The sequence below is a fragment of the Okeania sp. SIO2C2 genome, assembly GCF_010692625.1.
In the GTDB taxonomy this organism is placed as follows: Bacteria; Cyanobacteriota; Cyanobacteriia; order Cyanobacteriales; family Microcoleaceae; genus Okeania; species Okeania hirsuta.
This window is the reverse complement of record NZ_JAAHGM010000011.1, coordinates 326,859-351,998: the sequence shown is the minus strand read 5'-3', so window position 1 is coordinate 351,998 and position 25,140 is coordinate 326,859. Positions and strand designations below refer to the sequence as shown.

Below are 25,140 nucleotides of genomic sequence, written 5' to 3'. Positions count from 1 at the left end.
ATTCCCTGTTCCCTGTTCCCTATTCCCTATTCAATATTCCCTTTGACAAAAATTGGGTATATGGTTTAAATGCAAAACAGCTTATATGATGTCTTACAAGGATAAATTAAGTATTTGTGGGCAAATTTTTTAGTAATGAAAGTAGCTATTACAGGAGCAACAGGTTTTGTTGGCAGTCGCTTGGTAGAGCGTTTACATTCGGAAGGGGAACAAATATTAGTTTTGACCCGCAACCCGGAAAAAGCTAAACGAATTTTTCCTGACTCAGCTTACCCTAATTTAGAGATAGTTGCCTACCAACCAAAACAGTCTGGTGCTTGGCAAAAGTTTATAGATGGCTGCGATGGTGTGGTTAATCTGGCAGGAGCTGGTATTGCTGATGAGCGTTGGAATGCTAGTCGGAAGCAAGAAATTATGGACAGTCGCAAGGTAACTACGGAAAAATTGGTGGAGGCGATCGCTCAGGCTAATTCTAAACCATCGGTATTGGTCAGTGGGTCGGCTATTGGCTATTATGGTACGAGTGAAACCGTAACTTTTGATGAACATAGCAATAGTGGAAATGATTTTCTGGCTGAGGTTTGTCGAGCTTGGGAAACTGCAGCTGAACCTGTAAAAGATTTGGGGGTGAGGTTGGTTATTTTGCGGATTGGTATTGTACTTGGTATGGGGGGTACTGTCTCAAAAATGCTAACTCCGTTTAAGTTATTTGCTGGTGGGCCTATTGGTAGTGGTAAGCAATGGTTTTCTTGGGTACATATTGATGATTTGGTTGGTTTGATTTTACATTCTCTGCGCCACCCGGAAATAGAAGGTAAGTTCAATGCTACTTCTCCTAATCCTGTACGAATGGGAGAATTTTGTCAAGATTTAGGATTAGTTTTAAATCGACCTTCTTGGTTACCTGTACCTGATTTTGCCATTGAATTGTTATTAGGAGATGGTGCAGTGGTGGTATTGGAAGGTCAAAAAGTCTTACCAAAACAGACTCAAGCTTCTGGCTTTGAGTATCAATATTCAACTGTTAAGTCGGCTCTGAAAAATATTTTAGCTCCTTGAGATACTCCCGGTGGTACGCTTAGGCGACACCACGGGATTCTTCAACTCAAAAAAGAGTTGCGGTTTATACAGAGGTGATGCCCTCCCCCTGTTTGTTTTCTATTGTAATATGGATGGCTATCATCCTGAGTCTCCCTTACAGGAAAGCGCGGGACTTTCCGCCATGGGAGTTAAAAAAAAATTAAGCTGCCTTTAAGTTTAAGGCAGCTCTATCAAATAATTTTTAAATCTATAGGTAGTTAAAATTTTTATTTCTGAGCAGTTGCGGATTCTTTGACTAATTCTTTAATTTGTTCCAAGTTATCTGGATCTACATAATGACATACTGCGTCATCTAGACAAATTAAAGCCCAGCCAGACTCATCTATGCTCATTAGTTTATAATCTCCTTGCTGTATAAAAAATCCTTTGTGATTACGAGTTTCTGGCTTTAAACTAACTTCTTTATTGTTGTTATTAATTGTCATTGTATTTCAACTCCTTTGTATTATCTAAAAATTAGGTCTGGCTCTCTGATATAGAGATTTTTACTAAAGACTAAACAAGTTGTTAAATTTTCCCAGACTTGCTTATGTATATTAGGCACAGCCTCACACTCTAAAAATCTTTTTCTGAATTTATTTGTGCTTTAACTACCTATTCATTTTTTTTTGCTTAGTGTATGTTATTGTTTGACTTTCAGCAATTTCTGTAGGTCATAATAGGCTATTAATTCAGACATTTTATCTGTGTTTTAGGATTGTACAGATAATTTCCCATTATCCTCATTCATGCAGACAACTTGATGATATTATTTGAGTAAATATCTTTAGGAAGTCAACCTTTAACTTGAATTTTATGTAATGCCAATATTAGCATTCTTCAAGTTTTCGCTAGATGATTTAGAGGTAGTTTGTAGAGCTAGATGCTCTATGTGGGATGTTCTCAATTTACAGCGATTAAGTAATCTCTTAAAGTTCTAAACATCATAACATGATTTTCTTGGATATCTCATAAAGTTTTTATATGAATTATTAAGTTTTTTTAACATATATATTTTAACTTCTTGAATAAGTGAAGAGTAGTTTAACTAGGAAAAGGAAAAAAAGATTTAATGTTGAGAATTTATGCGAGTTCTATATCTTTGAAAAATAGCTTTTAATGTTTTGCTTCATCTATAAAGTTATCAGCTCAACTCAAAACTATTTATTATCATCCTTTAGTGGTTTATGGATGCTATAACACTGCTTTTTTATACTGTATAGTTTATATTTGAAGAGTTTCATGTGGCTCATGACAGAGATATTAACACCTGTCATAATTTGTGGCAATTTTCTGATGAATATATAGGGTAGGAAGTGTCCGAATCTACGCCTAACCAGACAGTTCAAATGCTGTGTATCAAGAGCGTTAGTTCTTGAGGGTAAGAAGCTCCACCCTCAAAGAAGTATGGTGGGATATTTCACTTAAATATCGAATAACCAACTCTTAACTCGACTTAAACTAGGCCAATCAGCTCTTCTCTCAAAACCATCCTGAATGTTACTTTTAATTTCCTCAAGCCAATCTGAGTCAGCCATAATCATTTGTTGTGCCCTTTCTACATGAGTTCTTACACCCTTTTCTCCCATTTCTAGCATTGCTAAAGCTAAATTAATTCTCCCTTGTGGATCGTCTGGATTAAGTTTAACTCCTGTCTTCGCTGCTTTGTAAGCTGATTTAGGTTTTTTCTCTAATAGATATAACCATGATAAACTTATCCAACTACTACTACTTTTAGGAGAACGATTTGTAATATCTTTAAATACTGGAATTAAAGTTTTTGGTTCTTCTCCAGCTTTATATCTTTCTAATCCTTCTTGATATAATTCTTCAGGTGTCTGAGTCATAATATTCGATATTTTCTACTTAAAAAAAATTAATGATAATAAGTAAGTTTAAGATTGTACATTAATATACTCAATTTACATAGATAGGGGCACAATTAATACTGTACCCCTACTCTCCAATTTGCCCATTATTAAGCAGTTGCATTTACAGAAGTTCTAGGAAAGACTAGACCTAGATAACTTCTGACAAATATGATTTGATTTGATTAATTTTAGGCAGAAAAGGAACTACCACAGCCACAGGTTTGAGTTGCATTAGGATTACTAAATTGAAACCCACCCCCAATTAAAGCATTACTATAGTCGAGTACTAAACCGTAGAGATATAGAATACTCTTGCGATCGCAAACTACCTTAAATCCATCATAATCATAAACTTCATCATCTTCTCTAATAGTATTAGGGTCAGCAAAATCCATCATGTAGGACATTCCAGAACATCCACCTTGACGCACCCCTACTCTGAGGCACAGGTCTTTCCCTTCTTTCTCTCTTAGAGAATTAACCTGAGCTAAAGCAGCTTCGCTCATCATGATACCTTTTTGCTGAGACTGAGTAGCTTGTGTCATTTTTATTTCTAGCTCCTTGTACTATTGCTCTAAAATAGTAATTCCTTACTATTTATATATTCTATTTCATATTTATATTTCTAGATAAAGATTGTAACTATACTTTTTGAATAGTATCCTCAGTCAAAAATCATCATTTTTTTAAATCTGGCCTTATTGTGGTTTAATATCTTAATATATGGGTACCAAAAACTTAAAGACTGTCGTTAATAATGTTAAAATTATTAAAATTATAGATAGAGAATTATATAGTAAGTCTATATATTTTTATGTTAATTATGATTCATCGCTCAATTGATCCGAGCAGTCATTAAGATAGTAGAAAATAAAATTCCCGTCACATTAGCAAAGCTGTATAGAGAAAAATGTATATCAAAGTACATTAAGAATATGGCTTAATGCAACAAAGAAAGAATATTTACCGATTGCTTCACTTTCACAGGCTTAGTCTATGGCAGCTCTTAATCCTTCAACAATTCGTAGGTTACAAAAATTACAACAAGTTCCAAGTGTGTGGGAAGGCGATCGTCGCCCTATATACTCAGACTCAAGCTCTAACCCAGAGTTAGAGTCAGAAACAACAAATGAATGTATTATTTGGGTCGATGGCTCTCATGGAATGGTACGAGCAATGGACATGGTGACATCAGACATTGGCCCAGAAGCAATTGTTCGGACACTGCTGCGAGCAATGGAAAATCCTCAAAGTCCAGCTCCAACAATTAGACCTCAAAAAATAGTAGTCAAAGACCGAGAAATTCAATTTTTTCTGAGGGGAGTTTTACAAGACCTAGGAATTACCATTGATTATGTCCCGGATTTACCTCTAATTGATGAAATATTTCAAGGACTACAGGAAGTAGCAGAAAATCGTCCTCCTAACTTACCTCCTGACTATGCGGAAGCTTTAGTTGAAAAAGCATATCAAGTTTGGGACGATGCACCATGGGAAATATTAGGAGAGCATCAAATCATTTCCATAGAACTTAATCAATGGGATATCAAAAATCTATATGTCTGTGTCTTAGGTAAGTTGGGTATGGACTATGGCATCTTACTTTATCGTTCTTTAGATTCTCTCAAAAGGTTTCGGGAACGAGTAGCTTATGAAAAATCTTATGAAAATTTAGAGGAAGCTTTTTTGGGACAAGATTGTTTGTTTGTCACTTACGACAACCTTCAAGAAGAAGGCGAGGAAGGGGATGAGAGCGAGGATATTGACCTCCAAAATTTATCTGCATCAGAAATTCAGGCCAATTTTGGTAATTTACATCCTCTAGAAGGTCTAAGGTCTGTTCTATATGAAGAGGAAGCAGTTACCACATTAGTGGCGATAGAAGCACTCCATCGTTTTTTACGCTCTTGTCGCAAAAAGATGACAGGTAATAAGTTTCCTAGTATCAATAGTCGCTACCGTATCCCGATACCAGAATCTGAACAAGTAATCTCAGTCAAGGTGGCCACTATGCCAGAAGTGGCAGAAGAATTATATGAAATGGCTACCGAGGCCGATCTTGAAGGAGATGAAGAATTAGAAATTGAAATGCCTATGCTGAAGAATGATTTGGTCCCGGCCAATTCTTTCTTAAGTTTAGGAATGGTACCTTGGGATACAGTGGCATATCTACGAGACAATACTAAACTACACCAGGCAGCAGAAATAGATATTAAATCATTAGGAGAAGGTTTACCAATAGTTTTGATTCAAACTTCTTTGCCAAAAGCAACTAAATTGATAGATGATTTACAAGCAGCTGAGGGACTTCATGGTATCGGATTTAATGTAGGAGAAGACCCCATGGAAGAAACAAGCTACGATTTGGGCATATTTAAAACTTATGATGGTGTGCTTCATTTATTTGGTGAATTTGTGCAGAATGACCCAGCACACAAGAAAGCTAAACAAAAATGGGACAAGCGTTGCCAAGCTACTGATGGTTGGTGTGGTTTAATTATTGCCAGGGGTATTACAGGTGCTTCTCGTGGTCAACCAGATTTTAAGGATATGATGGCTTTGTTTGAGGTGCGCTTTCTCTCAACTAAAGAATTGGGGATAGGGCCATTACAATTAATGCCAGTATCTTTTTAAATGAGGAGACAGGAGGTAGGAGTAAGGAGACAGGAGACAGGAGACAGGAGGTAGGAGGTAGGAGTAAGAATTGTCAGAATGATTTTTCTGCCCAACTATGAGCCTAAAATATGAGCCATCCATGAGCATAAACAGCTAAAAAATTTGCACTGCAATTCGACCCCAAAAAGGCACTTGTCTTTATATGTCAATGCTTTTAGATTTAATCAGCAGAGCAATAATTAGGGTTTGCTTATGGAAAGTCTTTTTGCTGGGGTAGGAGACAGGAGACAGGAGACAGGAGACAGAAGAAATGGGAATGAGCGAGGAGGTAGGAGCTAAGTTTTGTCCCAAGATTTTTCTGCCCAACTATGCGCCTAAAATACGCTCCATGCATGAGCATAAAGAGCTGAAAACCATGCACTGCAATTCGACCTCAAAAAGGCACTTGTCTTTATATGTCAATGCTTTTAGATTTAATTAGCAGAGCAATAATTAGGGTTTGCTTATGGAAAGTCTTTTTGCTGGGGTAGGAGACAGGAGACAGGAGACAGGAGACAGGAGTTAGGGGAATTATACAGGAGATAGTAGGAAGAATAGTCCCTAGATTTTTCTGCCAAACTCTTGAGCAAAATCCTAATTTTTTGAACCATTACCACCTAAAACTTCGCACTTTTTGATACTTAAAAAGGCACTTACCTTTATCTGTAAAGACTTTTAGATTTAATCAGCAGAGCAATAATTATTTACTCGGAATTTGATCGACTAAAAAAGTAATTGAGATGATTTGCATAGTATCAATACCTACCAAGCTACGGATTCATGTACTACTTTTGATGTTATAAATTGAAGTGCGGAATGTGGGTTTTAGGCTGATAGCTGATAGCTAGTTATTGCTGTGCTGATTAACTATCAAAAGGTTGGCGTATAAAGGTTTCAGCCTTATTATTTTGAAAAAAAGTGCCAGCTTTTCGGTCAAGAAAGCTCACGCATATTAACATTTTGTGCAAGAGTTGGCTAGAAAAATTAAGGGATAATTCTGGCAACTACACCCCCTGTAATTCGCATTTATCCTGACTCCTGACTCCTGACTCCTGACTCCTGACTCCTACCCTCACCCATAAGACTTATTTAGCAAACCCTAGTTAAGTCAAAATTTAAAATTTGGGGGTAGAATTATTAAGAATTGTAAAAAAAATGAGTAAGGAAGTAAATAATGCGAGTCGCGATCGCAGGTGCAGGATTAGCAGGTATGGCCACAGCCGTAGAGTTGGCCGATGCTGGACATCAAGTAGAAATATTTGAATCTCGCCCGTTTATTGGGGGAAAAGTTGGTAGTTGGGTAGATGCAGATGGAAATCATGTAGAAATGGGTTTGCACGTTTTCTTTGGTTGTTACTACCAACTGTTTGAATTAATGAAAAAAGTAGGAGCTTTTGAGAATCTCCGCCTCAAAGAACATACTCACAATTTTATCAATAAGGGGGGTAAAACAGGTTCGCTAGATTTTCGCTTTTTGACTGGAGCGCCCTTTAATGGATTAAAAGCTTTCTTTACCACATCTCAGTTATCTGTGCAAGATAAGTTACAAAATGCGATCGCTCTAGGTACAAGTCCCATAGTTAGAGGGTTGGTAGATTTTGATGGGGCGATGAAAACTATTCGCGATTTGGATCAAGTTAGTTTTGGAGATTGGTTTCGTGGCCAAGGTGGCTCTGATGGAAGCATCAAAAGAATGTGGAACCCTATTGCTTATGCTCTGGGGTTTATTGATGCGGATAATATTTCTGCTCGATGTATGTTGACAATATTCCAATTATTTGCTGCAAAAACTGAAGCGTCTGTGTTGCGGATGTTGGAAGGGTCTCCTTATGAATATCTCCACAAACCAATTGTTGAATATTTGGAGGCCAGGGGGACAAAAATTTATACCAGGAGACGAGTCAGAGAAATTCAGTTTACGGAGAATGATGGGGAAACTCGTGTCAGTGGGATAGTTGTCGCTAGTGGGGATACTGAAGAAACTATTGCTGCTGATGCTTATGTGTTTGCCTGTGATGTACCGGGTATTCAGCGTATTTTGCCTGAAGCTTGGCGCAAATGGCCAGAGTTTGACAAAATCTATAAATTAGATGCAGTACCAGTAGCAACGGTACAGCTCAGGTTTGATGGTTGGGTGACAGAGTTACACGATAAAAACCAACGTCAGCAATTAGAGCGTGCTGCTGGTCTTGATAATTTACTTTATACTCCAGATGCGGACTTTTCCTGTTTTGCGGATTTAGCATTAACAAGTCCAGGAGATTATTATCGAGAAGGACAAGGTTCTTTATTACAGTTGGTGTTAACACCGGGAGACCCTTTTATTAAAGAGAATAATGAGGCGATCGCTCACCATGTGTTAAAGCAAGTCCATGAATTATTTCCTTCTTCGCGGGAATTAAATATGACTTGGTATAGTGTGGTGAAATTAGCTCAGTCTTTGTATCGGGAAGCACCTGGTATGGATTTATATCGCCCTAACCAGCAAACACCAGTGCCTAACTTTTTTCTGGCAGGTAGTTATACCCAACAGGATTATATTGACAGTATGGAAGGAGCAACTATTTCTGGAAAGCAAGCTGCTCAGAAAATTTTGGCGAATGTTGAAAGTATTTTAAGTAAAGATATTTGCTAATTGTTTTAGTAAGTAAAATTATTCAATAAATAACAACGAGAGCAAATGTTTATTCGTCAAGCCCAATTTATCGTGTTAACCTGTATCGCAGTTTTTCTATTTATTCTTTGTTTTGAAGTTGCTCATATGGATCGAACTTTAGCTCAAGGAAATCTACAAAAGGTAATTATTTGCAGTGCAGATAACTCGGATCGATGTGCAGATGTTACTAGTGGCAATAGACTACAGGTAAAAGAGATTCGGTAACAAGTTAAACTTGCATATAATTTGGAACTAGGAATTGAAATATGACTTTGGGTAATGGATAGAATTAGGCAGTAGGAAATAGGGAAAACAAGGAATAACTAGCACGGGAGCAAGATGCTCCCACTGCGGTTTAGCACCCCGCTACGAGAGATGGATGGTGAAATTTTTCTACTATTGCGTAGGTCGCAATAATAAAATTATTTTCTGAAGAACTCTAGCAAGGGAGATGAATAGTGAAATTTTTCTATTGCGTAGGTCGCAATCATCAATTCATTCTATGAAGCACCATGCCAGAGGGGATGAGTAGTAAAATTTTCCAACTATTGTGTAGAGAGCAATAATAATTTCATTTTCTGAAGCACCATGCCAGAGGGGATGAGTAGTAAAATTTTCCAACTATTGTGTAGAGAGCAATAATAATTTCATTTTCTGAAGCACCATACCAGAGGGGATGAGTAGTAAAATTTTCCAACTATTGTGTACAGAGCAATAATAATTTCATTTTCTGAAGCACCATACCAGAGGAGATGAGTAGTAAAATTTTCCAACTATTGTGTACAGAGCAATAATAATTTCATTCTATGAAGCACCCAGACCAGAGGAGATGAGTAGTCAAATTTCTCTTCTATTGCGTAGAGAGCAATAATAATTTCATTTGCTGAAGCACCCAGACCAGAGGGGATGAGTAGTCAAATTTCTCTTCTATTGCGTAGAGAGCAATAATAATTTCATTTGCTGAAGCTCATGCAAGATGTGATGGGTAGTGGGAGGAATTTTTTCTACTATTGCGTATAGGGCAATAATTAATTCATTTCCTGAAGCACCCAGACCAGAGGAGATGAGTAGTAAAATTTTCCAACTATTGTGTAGAGAGCAATAATTAATTCATTTTCTGAAGCTCATGCAAGATGTGATGGGTAGTGGGAGAAATTTTTTCTTCTATTGCGTATAGGGCAATAATTAATTCATTTCCTGAAGCACCCCGCTAGGAGAGATGGATAGTCAAATTTCTCTTCTATTGCGTATAAAGCAATAATTAATTCATTTTCTGAAGCTCATGCAAGATGTGATGGGTAGTGGGAGGAATTTTTTCTTCTATTGCGTATAGGGCAATAATTAATTCATTTCCTGAAGCACCCAACTAGGAGAGATGGATAGTCAAATTTCTCTTCTATTGCGTATAGAGCAATAATAATTTCATTTCCTGAAGCTCCAAGACGAGGGGATGAGTAGTGGGAATTTTTCTACTATTGCGTATAGAGCAATAATCAAATCATTTTCTTAAGCACCAGACTAGGAGAGATAGATAGTGAAATTTTTCTACTATTGCGTATAGAGCAATAATAATTTCATTTTCTTAAGCACTCAGCCAGAGAAGATTGAGTAGTGAAATTTTGCGATAAGGATTTTTTTGTGCAGTCTTGTAATCTGAAAAGCTTGTATAATGTTTTCATACCTTATGAGTTTTGGTCTGATCTGAACCGTATTGCTCATAATTTTCATTTTTCCTAACTACCCCCTACTTCCTACTCCCTAAAAATTATGAGTGATTGGCTAGAACATAGCGTACAGATAGAGGTAGCTGCTCCAATTGATTTAGTGTGGAATCTTTGGTCAGATTTAGAACAAATGCCTCGATGGATGAAGTGGATAGAATCTGTTGAAGTTCTTAAAGATAATCCAGACTTATCCAAGTGGAAATTAGCTAGTGGTAATTTTGAGTTTAGCTGGCTTTCTCGAATTCAGAGAATAGTTACCCATCAAATTATTCAGTGGGAATCTGTGGATGGTTTACCAAACCGAGGGGCAATCCGTTTTTATGACCGTCATGGTAGTAGTATTGTTAGGTTAACTGTAGCCTATGGAATTCCTGGCTGGTTAATTAAAATTATGGATAATTTATTTTTAGGTAGGATGGTAGAATCTACTTTGATGGCAGATATGGAAAGATTTCGTGATTATGCTGTTGCTGTCAAGCAGAATGAAGAAGGAAAAAGTTGAAAAAGTTAACTATAATTATGGGTAATTGGTAATAGTTTAAGTAGTTTAAAATTTTATTCAATGCACATGATATGAAAAGGCAAGCTGATGAGTTTTCCACCTTTTAAATCAATGAAATATAACAATTTTAAGAAAAAAAATTGTAATTTATGGCTAGAATTAGCTACTTCAATCAAATGTAGTTAAGATATAGTGAATTCCACTTTGGTGAGGTACACCCATCGCTTTGGTGAGATACAACCATCGCGGGCAAGATGCCCGCACTACAAAGATTTAATTGTTAATATCTGTACTTGATGTACTTGGAATCTACTGTATTTTTGCTTTTACAGTTGCGGATTTATTTGGGGAAACCACAACCTAAGTCTGAAATGATTATGGATAATCTTCTAGTAAAATTTGAATTGCTGAATAATGAAATTATTTTTATTAAGGCAAAGAAAAAAGGATTGGAAATTTTAATTTCAACTTTTGAAGAAGTGCTTAAAGGTATAATACCAATTTTAAAAAATAATGTTAGGAATAATAAGTGCAATAAAAAAATTTTGCAGGAAATGTACCTTTGACAAAGCGGTGCGACCCCGCGACGACGCCAGTCGCAAGGGAACGCGCACCAAGAGAAAAAGAGAATTTATGACCTAAAAACTGGTATTAAATCTATTCATTCTGACTCCTGACTCCTGACTTCCCCTCCTGGGAGGGGTTAGGGGTGGGTTGACTTCTAAGAAGTACCCTACCTATTTGTAGCAAACATTTATAAAATTGGTATAACAGGAGGATTTAATGCTCAAATAGGTGCTGAAAGAGAGGAAGTTCAAGAATTACTTTTATTAAAAAAATACCTTGAGAAACTTTCGATTCTCAACAAAATCAAATATCAACTATAAAAATCCCAATTTCAGTCGAACAGCTTAAGAATATTAAAACAAATTTTAAACGAAGCTTGTAACGGCATTAAAATTTTAGATTTTGAAAACAAAATAGGAACAAGCAAAAATAAATTAAACTCTTTGCTGGATTTAAGTAGCAACTTATATAGATCGATACAACAATAAATATAAGTCAAAGAGTTAAACTTCTATTAAGTAGCTAAATCAAATTAATTACTATTATTTATACCCCGTAATTTTTTACTAGAACCTACAACCTATCACCCAGATTAAGATTACCAGTCCATGTCTACAGACAGATTTATCGTCATTTTTTTCCGTCCTGGAGGAACTGCTGTAATACAAGCGCAAATAATTTGACCACCATCAATTTCAACTTCACAAGCATGACAAGAACCCATTAAACAACCTGTAGGAATAGTTACTCCAGCACGTTCAGCAACTTCTAGAATAGGTTCTCCTGACTCTGCCTCAACAGTAACATTATCTGGCAAGAAAAGTATTTCCATAATTAAGCAATAATTATTTGATTAACCGTTAGCTTATAGTGAATTTTAATCAGTAAATTTTAGTTAAATATAAACTTTAAATTTAAGTGATGATTAACTTGATCTGTAACTGAATCCAACATCATTTCTCTTTGTTCTCTATAGTTAGCAACACCAGTTGGTAGACCTTCGAGACCTCGTTTTTTACGCAAGAGATTTAACCAGGAACGACGCCAAGGACTATTATCAAAAATTCCATGTAAATAGTTACCCCAGACAGACTGATTATTATTAATAAATCCCAAATCACGATCATTAAATAAAGGATTTACCATATCTGGTTTTGTAATTTTAGTTCTACCTTGATGAATTTCATAACCGATTACTGGTAAATTAGCTAGAGGATAATTAGCAATAACTTGTCGCTGACGAGAAATTTTTTGAGCAGCAATTACAGTTTTGAGTGGTAGTAGTCCTAGTCCTTGATATTCTCCCCTTTGTCCTTCTAAACCCTGAGCATCAATTAAAACTTCACCAAGCATTTGAAAACCACCACAAATTCCCATAATCGTACCGCCAGCAGCTTGGTAATCCTTGAGAGCTGTTGCCATGCCACTTTTTTGTAATATTAATAAATCGCTAATAGTAGTTTTAGAACCAGGAATAATTACTGCATCAGGATAACCTAAATCATCATTAGGATTGAGATATTTAATCTTGACACTAGACTCTGCATCTAAAGGATCAAAATCAGTAAAATTAGAAATTCTTGGTAATTTAATAATTGCAATTATAATCTCAGTATTAGATTTAGTAGAACGTTGGTCTAAAAGACTTAAAGAATCTTCGGCAGGAAAGACTTCATCAATCCAGGGAATTACGCCAATTACAGGAATATTAGTTCTTTTTTCTAACCATTCAATACCTGAATCTAGAAGCGATCGCTGTCCTCTAAATTTATTAATTACAATCCCTTTAATTAAACTTCTTTCTTCTGGATCTAGCAGTTCTAGAGTACCAATAATATGAGCAAAAGCACCACCTCGATCTATATCAACTACTAAAATTGTAGTCGCATTCAAGTACTTGGCTACTCGCATATTAGTTAAATCTCGGTGCTTTAAATTAATTTCTGCTGGACTACCTGCTCCTTCACAGACTATAATGTCGAATTCCTGGGATAAAAGTTGTAAACATTCTTTAATAGCCTGCCAACCAATATTAAAATATTTCTGATAATAATCTATGGCTCCTACTGTATCTAATACTTTTCCTTTGAGGATAACTTGAGAAGTCATATTTCCTTGAGGTTTCAACAAAATAGGATTCATTTCTACTGCAGGTGTAACTCCTGCGGCCCAAGCTTGTACTGCCTGAGCATAACCTATCTCTCCACCACTAGATGTGACATAAGAGTTCAAAGCCATATTTTGTCCTTTGAAGGGGGATACTCTCCATCCACGACGTGATAAAATTCTACAGATAGCTGCAGTGATCAGAGATTTCCCCGCATGGGAGGTAGTTCCCACTACCATAATTGCTTTCATAGCTGTTTGTAATAAAGGAATTATAATTAAGATTTTTCTATCTGCAATCTAAAATATATATAGCTAGCTTTGTGTAATCTTTTACTATACCAATTTTATGTGAGGCTGCACAGAATTATGAAATTTATGAACAAGTCTTTCTTGAGCTACAGTCAACTCTGATTAAAATTTTTTCTATGGAACTTCTTATGAATTTGGTAAAATACTAGCTAGTATTTTTGGCGTTGGTGAGTCAAGCTATTAAACCTAAATTTAGCGAAATATAAAATGCTTTTCAGTTAATAGTTAGAAAATTGCTATTAAAGCACAATCATAGCCACGCATCACCAACGCCGTATTTTTTTTACTTTACAAGCTGATAAAGTATATAAGCTTTCGAATAAGGTAGATAAAAAATTGAGAGAATATTTGGTGGTATATGAGGTACAAATATTAACTATAAAGTGCGGGCATCTTGCATACCATAGAACCTCACTGATATTAAACATATTGTAAGAGCAAAAGAAAAGCATTTTGAGCTATTAGCGATTTTTTTGAAGTTAATAATCTATATTCACTTAATTTCAGAATCTATAACTATAAAGTTGAGGTTTGATTAAAAAATTACGATCGAATTCTTCAAAACTTGAATATTTTTTGCCCATCTAAATAGGAAGTCGAAACCAACGATTAATTAAATTATAGAAGCGATCGCTCACAGAGGGTTGAGACCAACTTCCCTTTGGAGAATATTTTTTAACTAACTTATGGCCCAGAGGTGTGAGGCGAAAACCATCTGTAATACCCTGTCCATCAACTTCTCTCCTTAATACACCCACCTGAATGAGCCACATTAGATAATTTTCAGCAGCTAATTCTGATATAAGCGAACGAGTATAGGCATTTTTGAAGCCTATCTCTGATGCTATTGATTTTAATTCCACACTTCTATCCGACATTGTTACAAATAAGCTGATGTTAAACGGACTACAACTAAGCGCTATTTCCGCCCTTTTTTCAGTATTAGTAGGGTATTGGAGTGATATTAAGTTTGCAGATTTTATAGAGGTCATTGTTATTATTTTTTTTTATTCATTATACCATATAAGTAAGTTTTTTTATCTTGATTCATGATACAAATAATATTACATTAAAATAAGCTATACAAATAATACTTGATTTTTTTTTACTAAGTAGTTTAGAAAACAATTTATAGGGTAAGTAATGCTAAATCCGGTTTATAGATCCTCACAATTGTAAAAATGCGGAGATAGGGTGTGGGGAAAATAAGGAAGAGGTTTAATCTTAGATTATATAAAATATTTTTGATAAGCGGATTTGGTATAAAAAGTTTTTCAAAGCACAAAATATCTTAAAATAACAGAAAGAAAACAAGGCCATACTGTAAACCTATTAAGGAGAAAACAAAATCTATGCCATTATCTGTTGGCACTAAAGCACCAGAATTCACTGTAAAAGATACCAACGGCAGCACCGTTTCCTTATCTGATTTTGCTGGCAAAACAGTTGTCCTATATTTTTATCCCAAAGATGATACTCCAGGTTGTACTAAAGAAGCTCAAAGCTTCCGAGATAACTATGCTGAATACCAAGGTAAAGATATGGTTGTTCTTGGTGTAAGCATGGATGATGAAGCTTCCCACAAAGCTTTCACTGAGAAATATGGTTTGCCTTTCCAACTATTGGCAGATGTTGATGGCGCTATCACAAAAGCTTATGATGTTGAAGGTGGTGGATATCCTAAGCGTGTCACCTATATTATTGACTCCACAGGGAACATTTCTCACGTCGATGAGAATGTGAAAACTGGTAGTCACGCTCAAGATATTTTAGAAGTTATCGGTGCAAAATAATTATAGCCAGGGAATAGGGAATAGGGAATAGGGAATAGGGAATAGGGAACAGTGGGAAAAACATTTCCCTGTCTTACGGTTTATGATCAGTCTATGTCCTCAGCAATCCATTCTTTGCTATAGTTTGTACTAGACATCTCCGATAATAAAAAATAAAATTGATTATCGCACAGAAACTATCAATTCTTCCCCTCCTGGGAGGGGTTAGGGGTGGGTTCCCTACTCCCTACTCCCTCTTTTCTGGAGATTTCTACTAATTTTCAGTATCTAATAAATTTTCCGAAAAATATTTTTTTACTCATCACCTGTAGAATTATCTACAGGTTTATTTGTTGTAGTAAATTTTAGTTTTAGAATAAATAGAAATTATGAGTAAAGATACCCTTTCCTATCTTGGTCCGACCGAATTTCTAGTTAATCAACCTACTATTATTACAAGTAAATTTAATCCCGAACAAATCCATAGTATTGCTCTATTAGCAGAAGATAAATACTTTGAATGTTACTAAAAATCTAGCTACAGGATGATGGCACATAATTTTAGAATCAGGGTTTAATACTTCAGGAAATCGTTGGTTACGACTGAAAGGAACGGATATAAATAATATTTTAGTTATTGAGCAAACAATTAATATTACTGTTAATACTGAACCGAATATTTACCCATCATTAACATTAATTACCCTCACGAATACTGTCTTTCAAGAAAGATTAGAATATCTAGATAATTTAACTGCTCAAGAAAAAGCAAATCTATCAGCAGGTCAAACTTATCGACTGCTAAATTATCAGTTAGTAGATAACTATCTACAAGTTGAACTTGCAACACCTATTCCACTCATTGGCAAATTTGGCTATTTTAATTCTCAACAAGTACACTTATCTAAATGGGCAAAAATTCTCTACTTCAATCGTGCTAATTTACCTGAAGCACCCCCAGATAAAGCCTTACTATGGGTCAAAGAAAGAACTCAAATTAAACTTAAACCGGAACCTTATTCCCAACTAGCATCCAATGAACAAATAGAACTTTTTTCTGGAGAAACTTATGTTATCCAAGGTTATGCAAGTGTAGAAGGTCATTTTCGAGTATCTTTAACTAAAGCTATCCCAGGTTTTGGCGATACAGGATATATCGATCCACAAAAAGTGGAAATTATCAGACAAGGGGAAACAGTAAAATATAATCAAACAGCGATCGCTCTGAAAACCCTCAACAATACCGTCATCAAAAAGCAACCAACAAACGAAGCATATTTAAAACCAGATGAAAAATTAATTCTGCAAAAAGGAATGGTTTATGGTGTCTCCAACTACACATACCAAAATAACCATACCAGAATATTACTCACAGAAAACCTACCCGACTTTGGTAATGAGGGGTACGTTTATCCAGATTTTGTGCAATTAACTGAAGCTAGTCAAGCTTTTGCTACTGCTGCCACACTCAAATTTTTAGGTCCTACAGAAATTTTGGTGAATCAAAGTACAACTCTTCGGGGTACTTACGATCCTAGTCAAGGAAAAACTGTAACAGTAACTGCGGAAGATAAATATCCATTGCCAGTGAATCTTGACTCAGAGTCTGGTTTGTGGGAAGTCAAATTAAGTCGAGGTTTTAATACAGAGGGAACACGGTGGTTACGCTTACAAAGTCTTGATAGTAAGGGAAATGTTGTTGATAGTAAAGTAATTAATATTTATGTAAGTTCAGAACCAATATCTGCTGGAAAAGATACTAAATTGAAAGTTGTCAAGGATACTTGGTTTAAATTATATCCTATAGATAGTTCCAAGCTTAATAATCAACAAAAAGTTAGGGTTGACGCAGGAGAAATTTTTACTGTTGAAAAATATGGATTAGTTGATGGGCATTTAAAAGTGGTATTGAGTAATGCAATATCACCGATAGGGAATTTTGGCTATTTTTATGAACCCTATGTTGAAATGACAAAAGGTTCTAAACTTCTACTATTTGATTTTACCGATGTTCCAGATACTTATATCAGCGCTAAAATATTGGTAGTTCAAAAAACTTTTATTAAGGGTAGTCCAGAAGATTCATCTCAACTTGATGATAATCAAAAAGCAGAATTATCTCTAGGTCAGACTTTGGCAATTACTGGTTATGCTTCCACTAAAGGACATTTTCGCGTAACTCTGCTGGAATCTATTCCCGGTTTTGGTAAAGTGGGATATATCTATTGGCAGCACGTTAGAATCAAGAAACAAGAAGAGGAAATACTCTACGATCCTAATGCTATGACGATGACGGTTCGAGAAACTACCGTGATAAAAAAGCGACCTTTGTTTTCATTTTTGTTAGGTCGCTCAGAAAGAGTAACGTTACCTATTGGTCGAGTATACGGGGTGAATAGTTATGCTGTAGAGGGAAATCATCTCAAAGTTGCTTTGACCGAACAAATGGGGGAATTTGGTAATACTGGTTATGTGTTTCCTAGTTATTTTTTGTTTAAACGTGGGAATAAATCTTTTAATCCCATTAGAAATAATATAGAGCTGAATGTACCCTATTTTTCTCAACGTGATAACCCTCGGTTTTATTGGTCTACTTGTAATGTAACATCGATCGCCATGATATTTGCTTATTATGGAGTACGGTCTTATTGAGGCGGTCAGTTAGAAGATGAGTTATTGGAATGGTGTTTTAATAATTATGGTCAGGGTTCAGAAACAGACCACAGTGTATTATCAGCGTTAATTCGTGCTTATGATTTTGAGACAAGTTTTAGTACTACCCGTGAGTGGTCTGAGGTAAAAAATGAGTTGAATAACCGTCGTCCAGTAGTTGTGGCAGGAGACTTTACTGCTAGCGGTCATATATTGACAGCGATCGGATATAACTACAAGGGTTATATTGTTAACGATCCTTGGGGGAATGCTTTAACTGGTTATTCTGATACTGAAGGTACTCGTTTAACTTATCCCTATGATTACATGGATCGAGTTGCAGGTCCTAATGGAGGTGTTTGGGCGCATTTTATTCGGAAAAAGTAGCATAGCGCGTAGCGCTAGGGAATAGAGGGAATAGGAAGTCCAGTAGGGTGTGTTAGCAGTAGCGTAACTGAGCAAGACCCTACATCTATTGTCAGGTCAGTGCCTAAGTCCTGTTCATTTAAAACATAAGTTGCAAAAATGTATCCAAATCCTGCAGTTTTGTTTATTTACTAATCTCAAATAACTGGATAATATCGTAAATGTAAGCGAATTTAAAACTTAATTGAACAGGACACCATGATGAAATTACAAAATTTAAAATCTGGAAAAAATGATATTACCTTTAAATCTCAGGGATTAAACCTTTCAGCTCACCTCTACACACCAGAAGGTTTTGATTCAAATGGTAGCTATCCCGCTATTGTCTTTTCGTCAGCCTTTAACCAAGTAAAAGAGCAAACTGGAGCTGTTTACTGTCCTGAGCTTGCCGAACGCGGTTATGTCACTATCGTTTTTGACCATATCGGTTATGGCGACAGCGAAGGGGAAATTCGTAACAATGAAAATGCATTTGTGAAGATTGAAAGCATCCGCGATGCGGTTAGCTTCATGGGTACACTTCCCTTCGTTGACCGTGACAACCTCTTTGGCATCGGCGTTTGTGCATCAGGCGGTTACATGGCTTTGACTGCCACGACAGATAAACGCTTGAAAGCGATTGCCTCTGTGTCCGGCATGATGGGCAATAAGGCCAGCTACTTTGAAGCGATGGATCGTGAGACTGTTACAACCTTAATCGCTAAACAAAATGCAGGTCGTCAAAAAGCTTATGAAACAGGCGTAGTCGAATATATTGATGCGCTTGGCATGGGAGCAGAAGCGGAAGCGATAAAGAATGGAGCAACACCAAGTGAAGGTTATGATTATTACATGATCAAACGTGCTGGTGCGGAAACTTACCCCAACTACTCGCACCTGTCGCCATCCTTCATGCTTGAAGCTCCAATGCTGGCCGATGCGACAAGTTACGCACCTTACCTCTACACGCCATACATTGGCATCATTGGTGAAAAGGCGATGGAGCCTGCTAGTGGTGTTCTCATGACAGGACCACTAACAAAAACTTTCTTCGATAAAGCATCTGACCCGAAAGAGTTTGTTGAAATCGAAGGCGCATCCCATGTTGACCTGTACGACAGAGACGAATTTGTTTCTGGAGCCATTGACGCCATAGACAGGTTCTTCAAAAAGCATGGTGGCGCACAAGTCAAAGCCTAACTACAAGCAAGTCCCAGTGGTGGCCTAATGTGGCTAAATGAAGTGGATCGCCCATGCCTCCTCTAGGCAATCTACTTCAAAAAAGATAAGGTGATTTAATATGAATACAAAAAAGATACATTTCAGTAATTTGACGAAGTACCACAGCTTTTTAGGACTTCCAGATCCGGAGCATCCTTTGTTTTCTGTGGTAGGTATGTCGTCCAACAAGACAAATGATACAAAATGTGACGATCGAGATATTACACTAAGCGGTGATTTTTATTCGGTATCACTCAAGCATATTACATCCGGCGAAATCTTTTACGGCCGCACAAAATATGACTGTAAAAACGGCACAATGATTTTCATGGCTCCGAAGCAGGAAGTGAAGGTTGTGGGGCTAAATGTAAAATCAACAGGCCGCACAATTGTTTTCCATGAGGATTTTATCCGTGGGTATTCGATCAAGGATGAAATCAAGAAATATAACTATTTCAGCTACGCAGTCAACGAAGCCCTACATTTGTCGCAAAAAGAGGAACAGATGATTTCAGGGTTGATTGATCAGATAGAATATGAATATCACAGCAACCAAGACGAATTCAGTAAAGAGCTTATTCTCTCACAGCTAGACACGTTGTTAAAATATGCCAATCGTTTCTATCACCGTCAGTTTTTGCATCGTAAAGAAAATAACTCTAATTTACTTGATAAATTCATTGATGAAGTTGAGCGTTATATGAATGAAGATCAGATTTATGGAAAAGCAATTCCAACAATTGAAGAAATTGCAAATAAACTGAACATGACTCCTCGTTACTTAAGCGATGCTCTAAAGGTAGAAACAGGCAAAACAGCTATAGAAAATCTTCATTTACATTTGCTTGATAAAGCAAAAGATTTATTGTTAGATTCTAATGCAACAGTAGCAACAGTAGCTTACGCTCTCGGCTTTGAATATCCTCAATATTTCTCACGATTATTCAAAAATAAAACAGGTATAACACCAACCGAATACATAAAATCCTATAATTAATTAGATGAAACAGTCTACTACTTCTACTTATTTTTTCCTCAAAAAATGGTTTTGTAAGATTTATTTCTCAAATATGTATAATATCTAAAACTTCAAACATTCTTCAAGAATATTATGGAAGATTTACTAACAATAGAAACAGCAGCTAATTCAGTTATCAAAAATTCTCTGAATAAACCTTCTCCAGATTCTGTGGTTTCTGCACTTATTCAAATTGAAAAACAGTCAAAAAAACAAGACAAAAAGTACAATATTGAACAATTATCAGGCAATTGGCAATTATGTTTTATTACTGGTACGAAAAAAACTAGAAAACGAGCGGGTATTGTTCTGGGAGCTGGACGTTATGTTCCTAATTGGGTAAAAATTTCACTCTCCTATTTTTCTCCTCTCAATACTTCTGAAACACCTGAGCAATTAGAAATAGGCAGGGTAGAAAATACGGTAGAATTTGCTGGTTTGAAACTATCTCTTTCTGGTCCGACAAAATTTATAGATAAAAAAAATATTTTGGCGTTTGATTTTACAAAAATTACAGTCAAGTTATTAGGAGTAAAACTCTATTCTGGATATATTCGAGGAGGTCAAGAAAGTGAAGATAAGTTTGCGACTGAAAGTGTGGGAAAGCAAGCTTTTTTTGCTTACTTTTTGATTCAAGAAAAATTTATTGCTGCGAGGGGTAGAGGTGGGGGGTTAGCTATTTGGGGAATGCCGCTACGCGGAAGTTAAAAGTCAAAAGTTAAAAGTCAAAAGTATTGATTTGTAGTTGTTTTAGGATGATTTAACTGATCAGTTATTTCCGCCATTCTGTACTAGAATTTCAACAATTAATCAGAAGGAAGAGGGAAGAAGGAAGAAGGTTTTGATCAAGTCCGGTTAATTCGGTATAAAAAAATGTTCCATCTTCAACCATTGCCAAATATCTCTCGATCTTCCCCTCCTGGGAGGGGTTAGGGGTGGGTCTCCATCTTCCTACACTCCCCACACTCTTCAACTAAGATTCCGTTGATAACTTTTGCCCAATTCTAGGTTCTTTACCAGCTAAAAGTCGTTCAATATTGCTACGGTGACGCCAAATTACATACATACCACCAGCAACAGCAAATATTTCATAAGGTAGTGGCTGACCTGTGAAAAACATTAACCCAGAAACAGAAATAGCAGCAATGATAGAACTCAGAGAAACAATACGACTAATAGCTAAAAATACAACAAATACAGAAAGTGTTCCTAAACCGACAACCCAAGACATTGCTAACAAAATACCCAGACTAGAAGCAACTGATTTGCCTCCCTTAAAACCAATCCAAATAGATTTAGTATGGCCGAATATAGCTATTAGTCCTGCTAAGATTGCCATCCATTCTTTTGCTATATAAACATCAGGTATTCCAGCAGCAATAGTTAAGTTTTGCACAAACAAAAGAGAGTAAATATAGCGGACTAGAGCGATCGCTAATACCCCTTTTAAAATATCAATAATTAACACAGCCAAAGCAGGCCATTTGCCGATGGTTCTTAATACATTTGTCGCACCTGTAGAACCCGAACCTTGTTCGCGAATATCGATTCCGTAGAACCACGAACCTATCCAATAACCACTAGGAGTAGCACCCAATAAATAGGCAATAATTAATATTACTCCATTTAAGAATAACCAGCTAATCATTAAATTATTCCTTTTAAAAAGCATCAATAGGAGGGACAAATTTAGCATAACTAATTATTGCTTCTATATCCAGAATCCCTCAGAATTAGCTTTTCGCTTGCTCCAATCCAGAAATATTTATACTTCTTTGACATGTAGCAGAAGGAAGAAGGCGATTAGTTATCTAGGAGAGAAGGAAAAATCTTGCATTGTCTGAGTTTTAAGCTTTTGATATGTCTGTGCCCTTTCCTTCGACTACTATATAGTCATCAATCTAGCCATTAATTTTCTATCTTTTTATTTTGGGTTTAATACCCCACCGTCTAGAGGGTGTTTACAATTAGTTGGGGTTTGAGTGCCCATCCATTTTTTCTTCCTTCTTCCTTCTTCCATTTTTAGTCTGATCAAAATCTATCTATTGAGTTTTGAGTTCCAGGTTCAGGAGCAAAGGCTAACCACAGAGGAAACTGTAACATTGAGAGACTAATTTTATCTTCCGTATCATCAATCACAATTATCGGTAATTTTCCCTGTTTCACTAACCGCTCTGCTTTTTGGGCCAATACCTCTGGATCTTCAAACAGAGCCACACCTCTATCTGGGCTAAAATCACGGCGGTCAATCCCTAGACAATCTTGTAAACCCCGTCGCCATTCTCCTAAACGTTCCGGGGAGTTAGCAAGTATCAGAGCGCGTACTCGTGTATCGTACAAATCTCTTAATACAGAAACAATTGTCGAAGCAACCAAAATATTTTGCAAGCGACTACCCATAGTTCGCAGGGCACCACGACCACCCTGAGAAAAAAACCAGCTAGAAACTCTTTCTGCATGAATAGGTTCAAATGTACGCCGTAATTTCCAGGGCGGGCCATAATAATCTGGCATTTTCCGATATTCATCAAGAATTTGGCGAATTTGTCTAGCTTGCTCCTCAAAACCCATTTCCGCAAATTGGGGATTTTCAGCATTTCTGACAGACCGAGGAGAATTTTCTATAACAGAAGGAGTTGGAGGTTCCTGTATCTGTGGAGTTAATTCTAACTGTTCGGCAGCAACAGCTAAATCTTGTAAACTTCCTACTAAATAATCTTTAAATCCCTGAATTCTAATTGCCAAATCCTGAGAAGCACCTGCAAAAGTAGTTCGCATCTCTTTCTGAATACGTTCTTTGCGACGTTCTAGTTTTTCGACTTCTACTTGCAATACTTGTCTACGGGACTCTAACTGATTCAAAGCTTCAGGTAGCAGACGTCCTATGGCCTCAGTTTGCGCCATTACTTCTTGCTGTAATTTGGCCTTGGTTTGTTGTAGGGTAGCTATTTCCTCCTTCAAATTTTCTTCTTGCTGTTGAAGGCCATTAACTAGTGGTGTTAATTCTGTTTCAATTTCTGCAACTGGGGGAGTGGTAGGTTCTTCTTTGATATTAGGAATATCTGTAAAATTCTCTTTTACAAATGGGGGAGTGGTAGGTTCTTCTTTGATATTAGGAGTATCTGTAGAATTCTCTTCTACAAATGGAACATACTCTGCATCTATTTCTGTAACTGGGGGAGTTGTAGATTTTTCCTTGATATTAGGAGTATCTGTAGAATTTTCTTCAACTAATGGAACATACTCTGCATCTATTGGTTGAGTCGTGGTAGACTTGTAGGGTTTGACACTTTGCTTATATGTAGGAGTAACTTGAGTCTCAACCTCTTCATCTAAATCCCAAGGTGAAGGAACTATTTCATTTATATTATTTGAAGTTGTTGTTGATTGGTCTTTTTGTTCTTCTGATTGTGTTTCGTCTGGGTACATAATAGAAAAAAATTATCAAGACTTTATGCTATTTTCATTCAGGGTTTTAAACTGAATAGTTTTTATTTTCTACTTTAAGCTTTTGTAGATATTAGCTCAAAGGGAACGATTCATTAATGGATAATGAATAATGAATAATGGATAATTACCTCTAGTTAAAACCGTTACGGAATTGAATATAAGGAAATCTGATTTCTTCTCTTGGTCGATTGGATATGGCGAGGAGACCCGTTCTTGCAGACCCGCTCCGAAGATCGCCATCCCACCCTACGGGAAGCTGCGCTAACGACCGCTTTTTTCTCCTTAAAAGGAGAGGCTTTAAACCGAATGGATTAATTATCAATTATCCATTGGTAATATTACTATATTTATGTATAACTTTTACTATACCAATTTGATCAATATTTGCTACATTTTCGCATTGCAGGGGAATAGGGGAATGGGTAGGGACATTTAATTCAACCTCTGATAGCGAGAAGTAAAAATAAGAATAACTAACAATAACTAGCTAATAATTCTCAAAAAAATTATTCAGTCTGTGTTAATTACTTAATAATTGAAGTACCACTTAAATATAGCATTATTTTTTCAAATTGGTATAAGATAAATTTACTAAGCTTCTATTGAATTCTGATTTGAGGGTAAGTGTTTTTCTAGGCAATTTTTTAGTGTTTTAGGGTCAAAAATAATTGGTAGAAAGTGGATACTTTTAACTTCCCTAAAATAGAACAAAATTGGGAGAGGATACCAGAATATTTCCCAGTTTAGCCAATCTTGATAAGGAAAGCTTCGTATTAGTTTTTCTGAACGATATACTTCTAGGGTTGTATCAGTAAATTTGAGACGGATAGTTGCTGTTTGAAATAATAGAAATAGACCAAATAGAGCGATCGCTAGACTTACCCACGGTTGCCAAAAGGCCAAAGGCAATGCACTAATTATTAGTACTAGAGGAATTTTATAACTAGGGGCAAGTTCGATAGTTTGTTTTGCTTCGGATGTAGAAACAGTAGTCATAGTTTTATTTAATCAGGGAATAGGGAACAGGGAATAGGGAACAGGGAAATACCCTTAATTATAAATTGATGAAATGTTGATCGCGGACACTTTTTTTCAACAAGCGCAGCGCTAGGAAAAAAAAGTTTTTTTTCATAATTAATAATATTATAA

At 36.3% G+C, this 25,140-nt stretch carries 21 protein-coding genes; 12 read left to right on the top strand and 9 right to left on the bottom strand.

The features are described 5' to 3' along the window. Window positions 1–135: 135 nt before the first annotated feature. On the top strand, window positions 136–1,059 hold the full coding sequence (locus F6K18_RS12325) for a TIGR01777 family oxidoreductase (RefSeq protein WP_287521134.1): 924 nt from the start codon (window positions 136–138) through the stop codon (window positions 1,057–1,059). Between the two features lie 248 nt (window positions 1,060–1,307). Here the strand turns inward: F6K18_RS12325 and F6K18_RS12320 are convergent, their stop codons facing one another. The 3 genes from F6K18_RS12320 to F6K18_RS12310 form a co-directional block, all read right to left on the bottom strand. Then, entirely contained in the window at window positions 1,308–1,526 is a 219-nt protein-coding gene (locus F6K18_RS12320) for a hypothetical protein (protein ID WP_124146484.1), read from the bottom strand. A gap of 978 nt (window positions 1,527–2,504) precedes the next feature. Beyond that, window positions 2,505–2,927 carry a hypothetical protein gene (locus F6K18_RS12315; RefSeq protein ID WP_287521132.1) on the bottom strand — a complete coding sequence of 141 codons (423 nt, stop codon included), beginning with the start codon at window positions 2,925–2,927 and terminating at the stop codon, window positions 2,505–2,507. Between the two features lie 212 nt (window positions 2,928–3,139). Then, window positions 3,140–3,496 carry an iron-sulfur cluster assembly accessory protein gene (locus F6K18_RS12310; protein ID WP_124146486.1) on the bottom strand — a complete coding sequence of 119 codons (357 nt, stop codon included), beginning with the start codon at window positions 3,494–3,496 and terminating at the stop codon, window positions 3,140–3,142. Window positions 3,497–3,947: 451 nt separating this feature from the next. On the opposite strand from F6K18_RS12310, the gene F6K18_RS12305 reads away from it, so the two are divergent. The 4 genes from F6K18_RS12305 (at window position 3,948) to F6K18_RS12290 (ending at window position 11,054) form a co-directional block, all read left to right on the top strand. Beyond that, window positions 3,948–5,585 carry a DUF6930 domain-containing protein gene (locus F6K18_RS12305; RefSeq protein ID WP_287521131.1) on the top strand — a complete coding sequence of 546 codons (1,638 nt, stop codon included), beginning with the start codon at window positions 3,948–3,950 and terminating at the stop codon, window positions 5,583–5,585. A gap of 1,195 nt (window positions 5,586–6,780) precedes the next feature. Beyond that, window positions 6,781–8,241 (top strand): 9,9'-di-cis-zeta-carotene desaturase, encoded by a 1,461-nt coding sequence (gene zds, locus F6K18_RS12300; RefSeq protein WP_287521130.1) that lies wholly within the window; start codon window positions 6,781–6,783, stop codon window positions 8,239–8,241. Window positions 8,242–10,029: 1,788 nt separating this feature from the next. After that, window positions 10,030–10,488, top strand: coding sequence for an SRPBCC family protein (locus F6K18_RS12295; protein WP_287521129.1), 459 nt, complete (start codon window positions 10,030–10,032; stop codon window positions 10,486–10,488). A 344-nt stretch (window positions 10,489–10,832) separates the two neighbouring features. Next, entirely contained in the window at window positions 10,833–11,054 is a 222-nt protein-coding gene (locus tag F6K18_RS12290; protein WP_287521127.1) for a hypothetical protein, read from the top strand. 599 nt (window positions 11,055–11,653) lie between these two features. Here the strand turns inward: F6K18_RS12290 and F6K18_RS12285 are convergent. From F6K18_RS12285 to F6K18_RS12275, 3 genes are all read right to left on the bottom strand, one after another. Then, the gene (locus F6K18_RS12285; protein WP_124146492.1) at window positions 11,654–11,887 is read right to left on the bottom strand and encodes a 2Fe-2S iron-sulfur cluster-binding protein; all 234 of its coding nucleotides are present in this window, start codon (window positions 11,885–11,887) and stop codon (window positions 11,654–11,656) included. A 59-nt stretch (window positions 11,888–11,946) separates the two neighbouring features. Further along, the gene (gene cobQ / locus F6K18_RS12280) at window positions 11,947–13,413 is read right to left on the bottom strand and encodes a cobyric acid synthase CobQ (RefSeq protein ID WP_287521125.1); all 1,467 of its coding nucleotides are present in this window, start codon (window positions 13,411–13,413) and stop codon (window positions 11,947–11,949) included. A gap of 644 nt (window positions 13,414–14,057) precedes the next feature. Beyond that, entirely contained in the window at window positions 14,058–14,465 is a 408-nt protein-coding gene (locus tag F6K18_RS12275) for an Npun_F0494 family protein (protein WP_124146494.1), read from the bottom strand. A 360-nt stretch (window positions 14,466–14,825) separates the two neighbouring features. Between F6K18_RS12275 and F6K18_RS12270 the strand changes: the two genes are divergently transcribed. The 7 genes from F6K18_RS12270 to F6K18_RS12250 all read left to right on the top strand — a co-directional run bounded on the left by F6K18_RS12270 (window position 14,826) and on the right by F6K18_RS12250 (window position 21,249). Then, a complete protein-coding gene (locus F6K18_RS12270) occupies window positions 14,826–15,266 on the top strand; it encodes a peroxiredoxin (RefSeq protein WP_287241555.1) in 441 nt (146 codons plus the stop codon). 368 nt (window positions 15,267–15,634) lie between these two features. Next, window positions 15,635–15,775: a hypothetical protein gene (locus tag F6K18_RS36580; RefSeq protein ID WP_287277328.1), complete on the top strand. Its 141-nt coding sequence runs from the start codon at window positions 15,635–15,637 to the stop codon at window positions 15,773–15,775. Window positions 15,776–16,415: 640 nt separating this feature from the next. Then, window positions 16,416–17,897 (top strand): hypothetical protein, encoded by a 1,482-nt coding sequence (locus tag F6K18_RS36575; RefSeq protein WP_353735059.1) that lies wholly within the window; start codon window positions 16,416–16,418, stop codon window positions 17,895–17,897. Between the two features lie 24 nt (window positions 17,898–17,921). Further along, on the top strand, window positions 17,922–18,284 hold the full coding sequence (locus F6K18_RS36570) for a C39 family peptidase (RefSeq protein ID WP_287287968.1): 363 nt from the start codon (window positions 17,922–17,924) through the stop codon (window positions 18,282–18,284). Window positions 18,285–18,521: 237 nt separating this feature from the next. Then, window positions 18,522–19,502, top strand: coding sequence for an alpha/beta hydrolase (locus tag F6K18_RS12260; protein ID WP_287521122.1), 981 nt, complete (start codon window positions 18,522–18,524; stop codon window positions 19,500–19,502). A 100-nt stretch (window positions 19,503–19,602) separates the two neighbouring features. Further along, the gene (locus F6K18_RS12255; protein ID WP_287521120.1) at window positions 19,603–20,520 is read left to right on the top strand and encodes a helix-turn-helix transcriptional regulator; all 918 of its coding nucleotides are present in this window, start codon (window positions 19,603–19,605) and stop codon (window positions 20,518–20,520) included. Between the two features lie 114 nt (window positions 20,521–20,634). Beyond that, window positions 20,635–21,249, top strand: a complete 615-nt coding sequence (locus F6K18_RS12250) for a hypothetical protein (protein WP_287521119.1) — start codon at window positions 20,635–20,637, stop codon at window positions 21,247–21,249. A 265-nt stretch (window positions 21,250–21,514) separates the two neighbouring features. On the opposite strand, the gene plsY is transcribed toward F6K18_RS12250, so the two are convergent. The 3 genes from plsY to F6K18_RS12235 form a co-directional block, all read right to left on the bottom strand. Further along, window positions 21,515–22,189, bottom strand: a complete 675-nt coding sequence (plsY, locus tag F6K18_RS12245) for a glycerol-3-phosphate 1-O-acyltransferase PlsY (protein ID WP_287521118.1) — start codon at window positions 22,187–22,189, stop codon at window positions 21,515–21,517. Between the two features lie 383 nt (window positions 22,190–22,572). Continuing rightward, window positions 22,573–23,556 carry a DUF3086 domain-containing protein gene (locus F6K18_RS12240; RefSeq protein WP_353735068.1) on the bottom strand — a complete coding sequence of 328 codons (984 nt, stop codon included), beginning with the start codon at window positions 23,554–23,556 and terminating at the stop codon, window positions 22,573–22,575. Between the two features lie 1,026 nt (window positions 23,557–24,582). Beyond that, a complete protein-coding gene (locus F6K18_RS12235; protein WP_287521116.1) occupies window positions 24,583–24,987 on the bottom strand; it encodes a DUF3119 family protein in 405 nt (134 codons plus the stop codon). Between the last annotated feature and the right edge of the window lie 153 nt (window positions 24,988–25,140).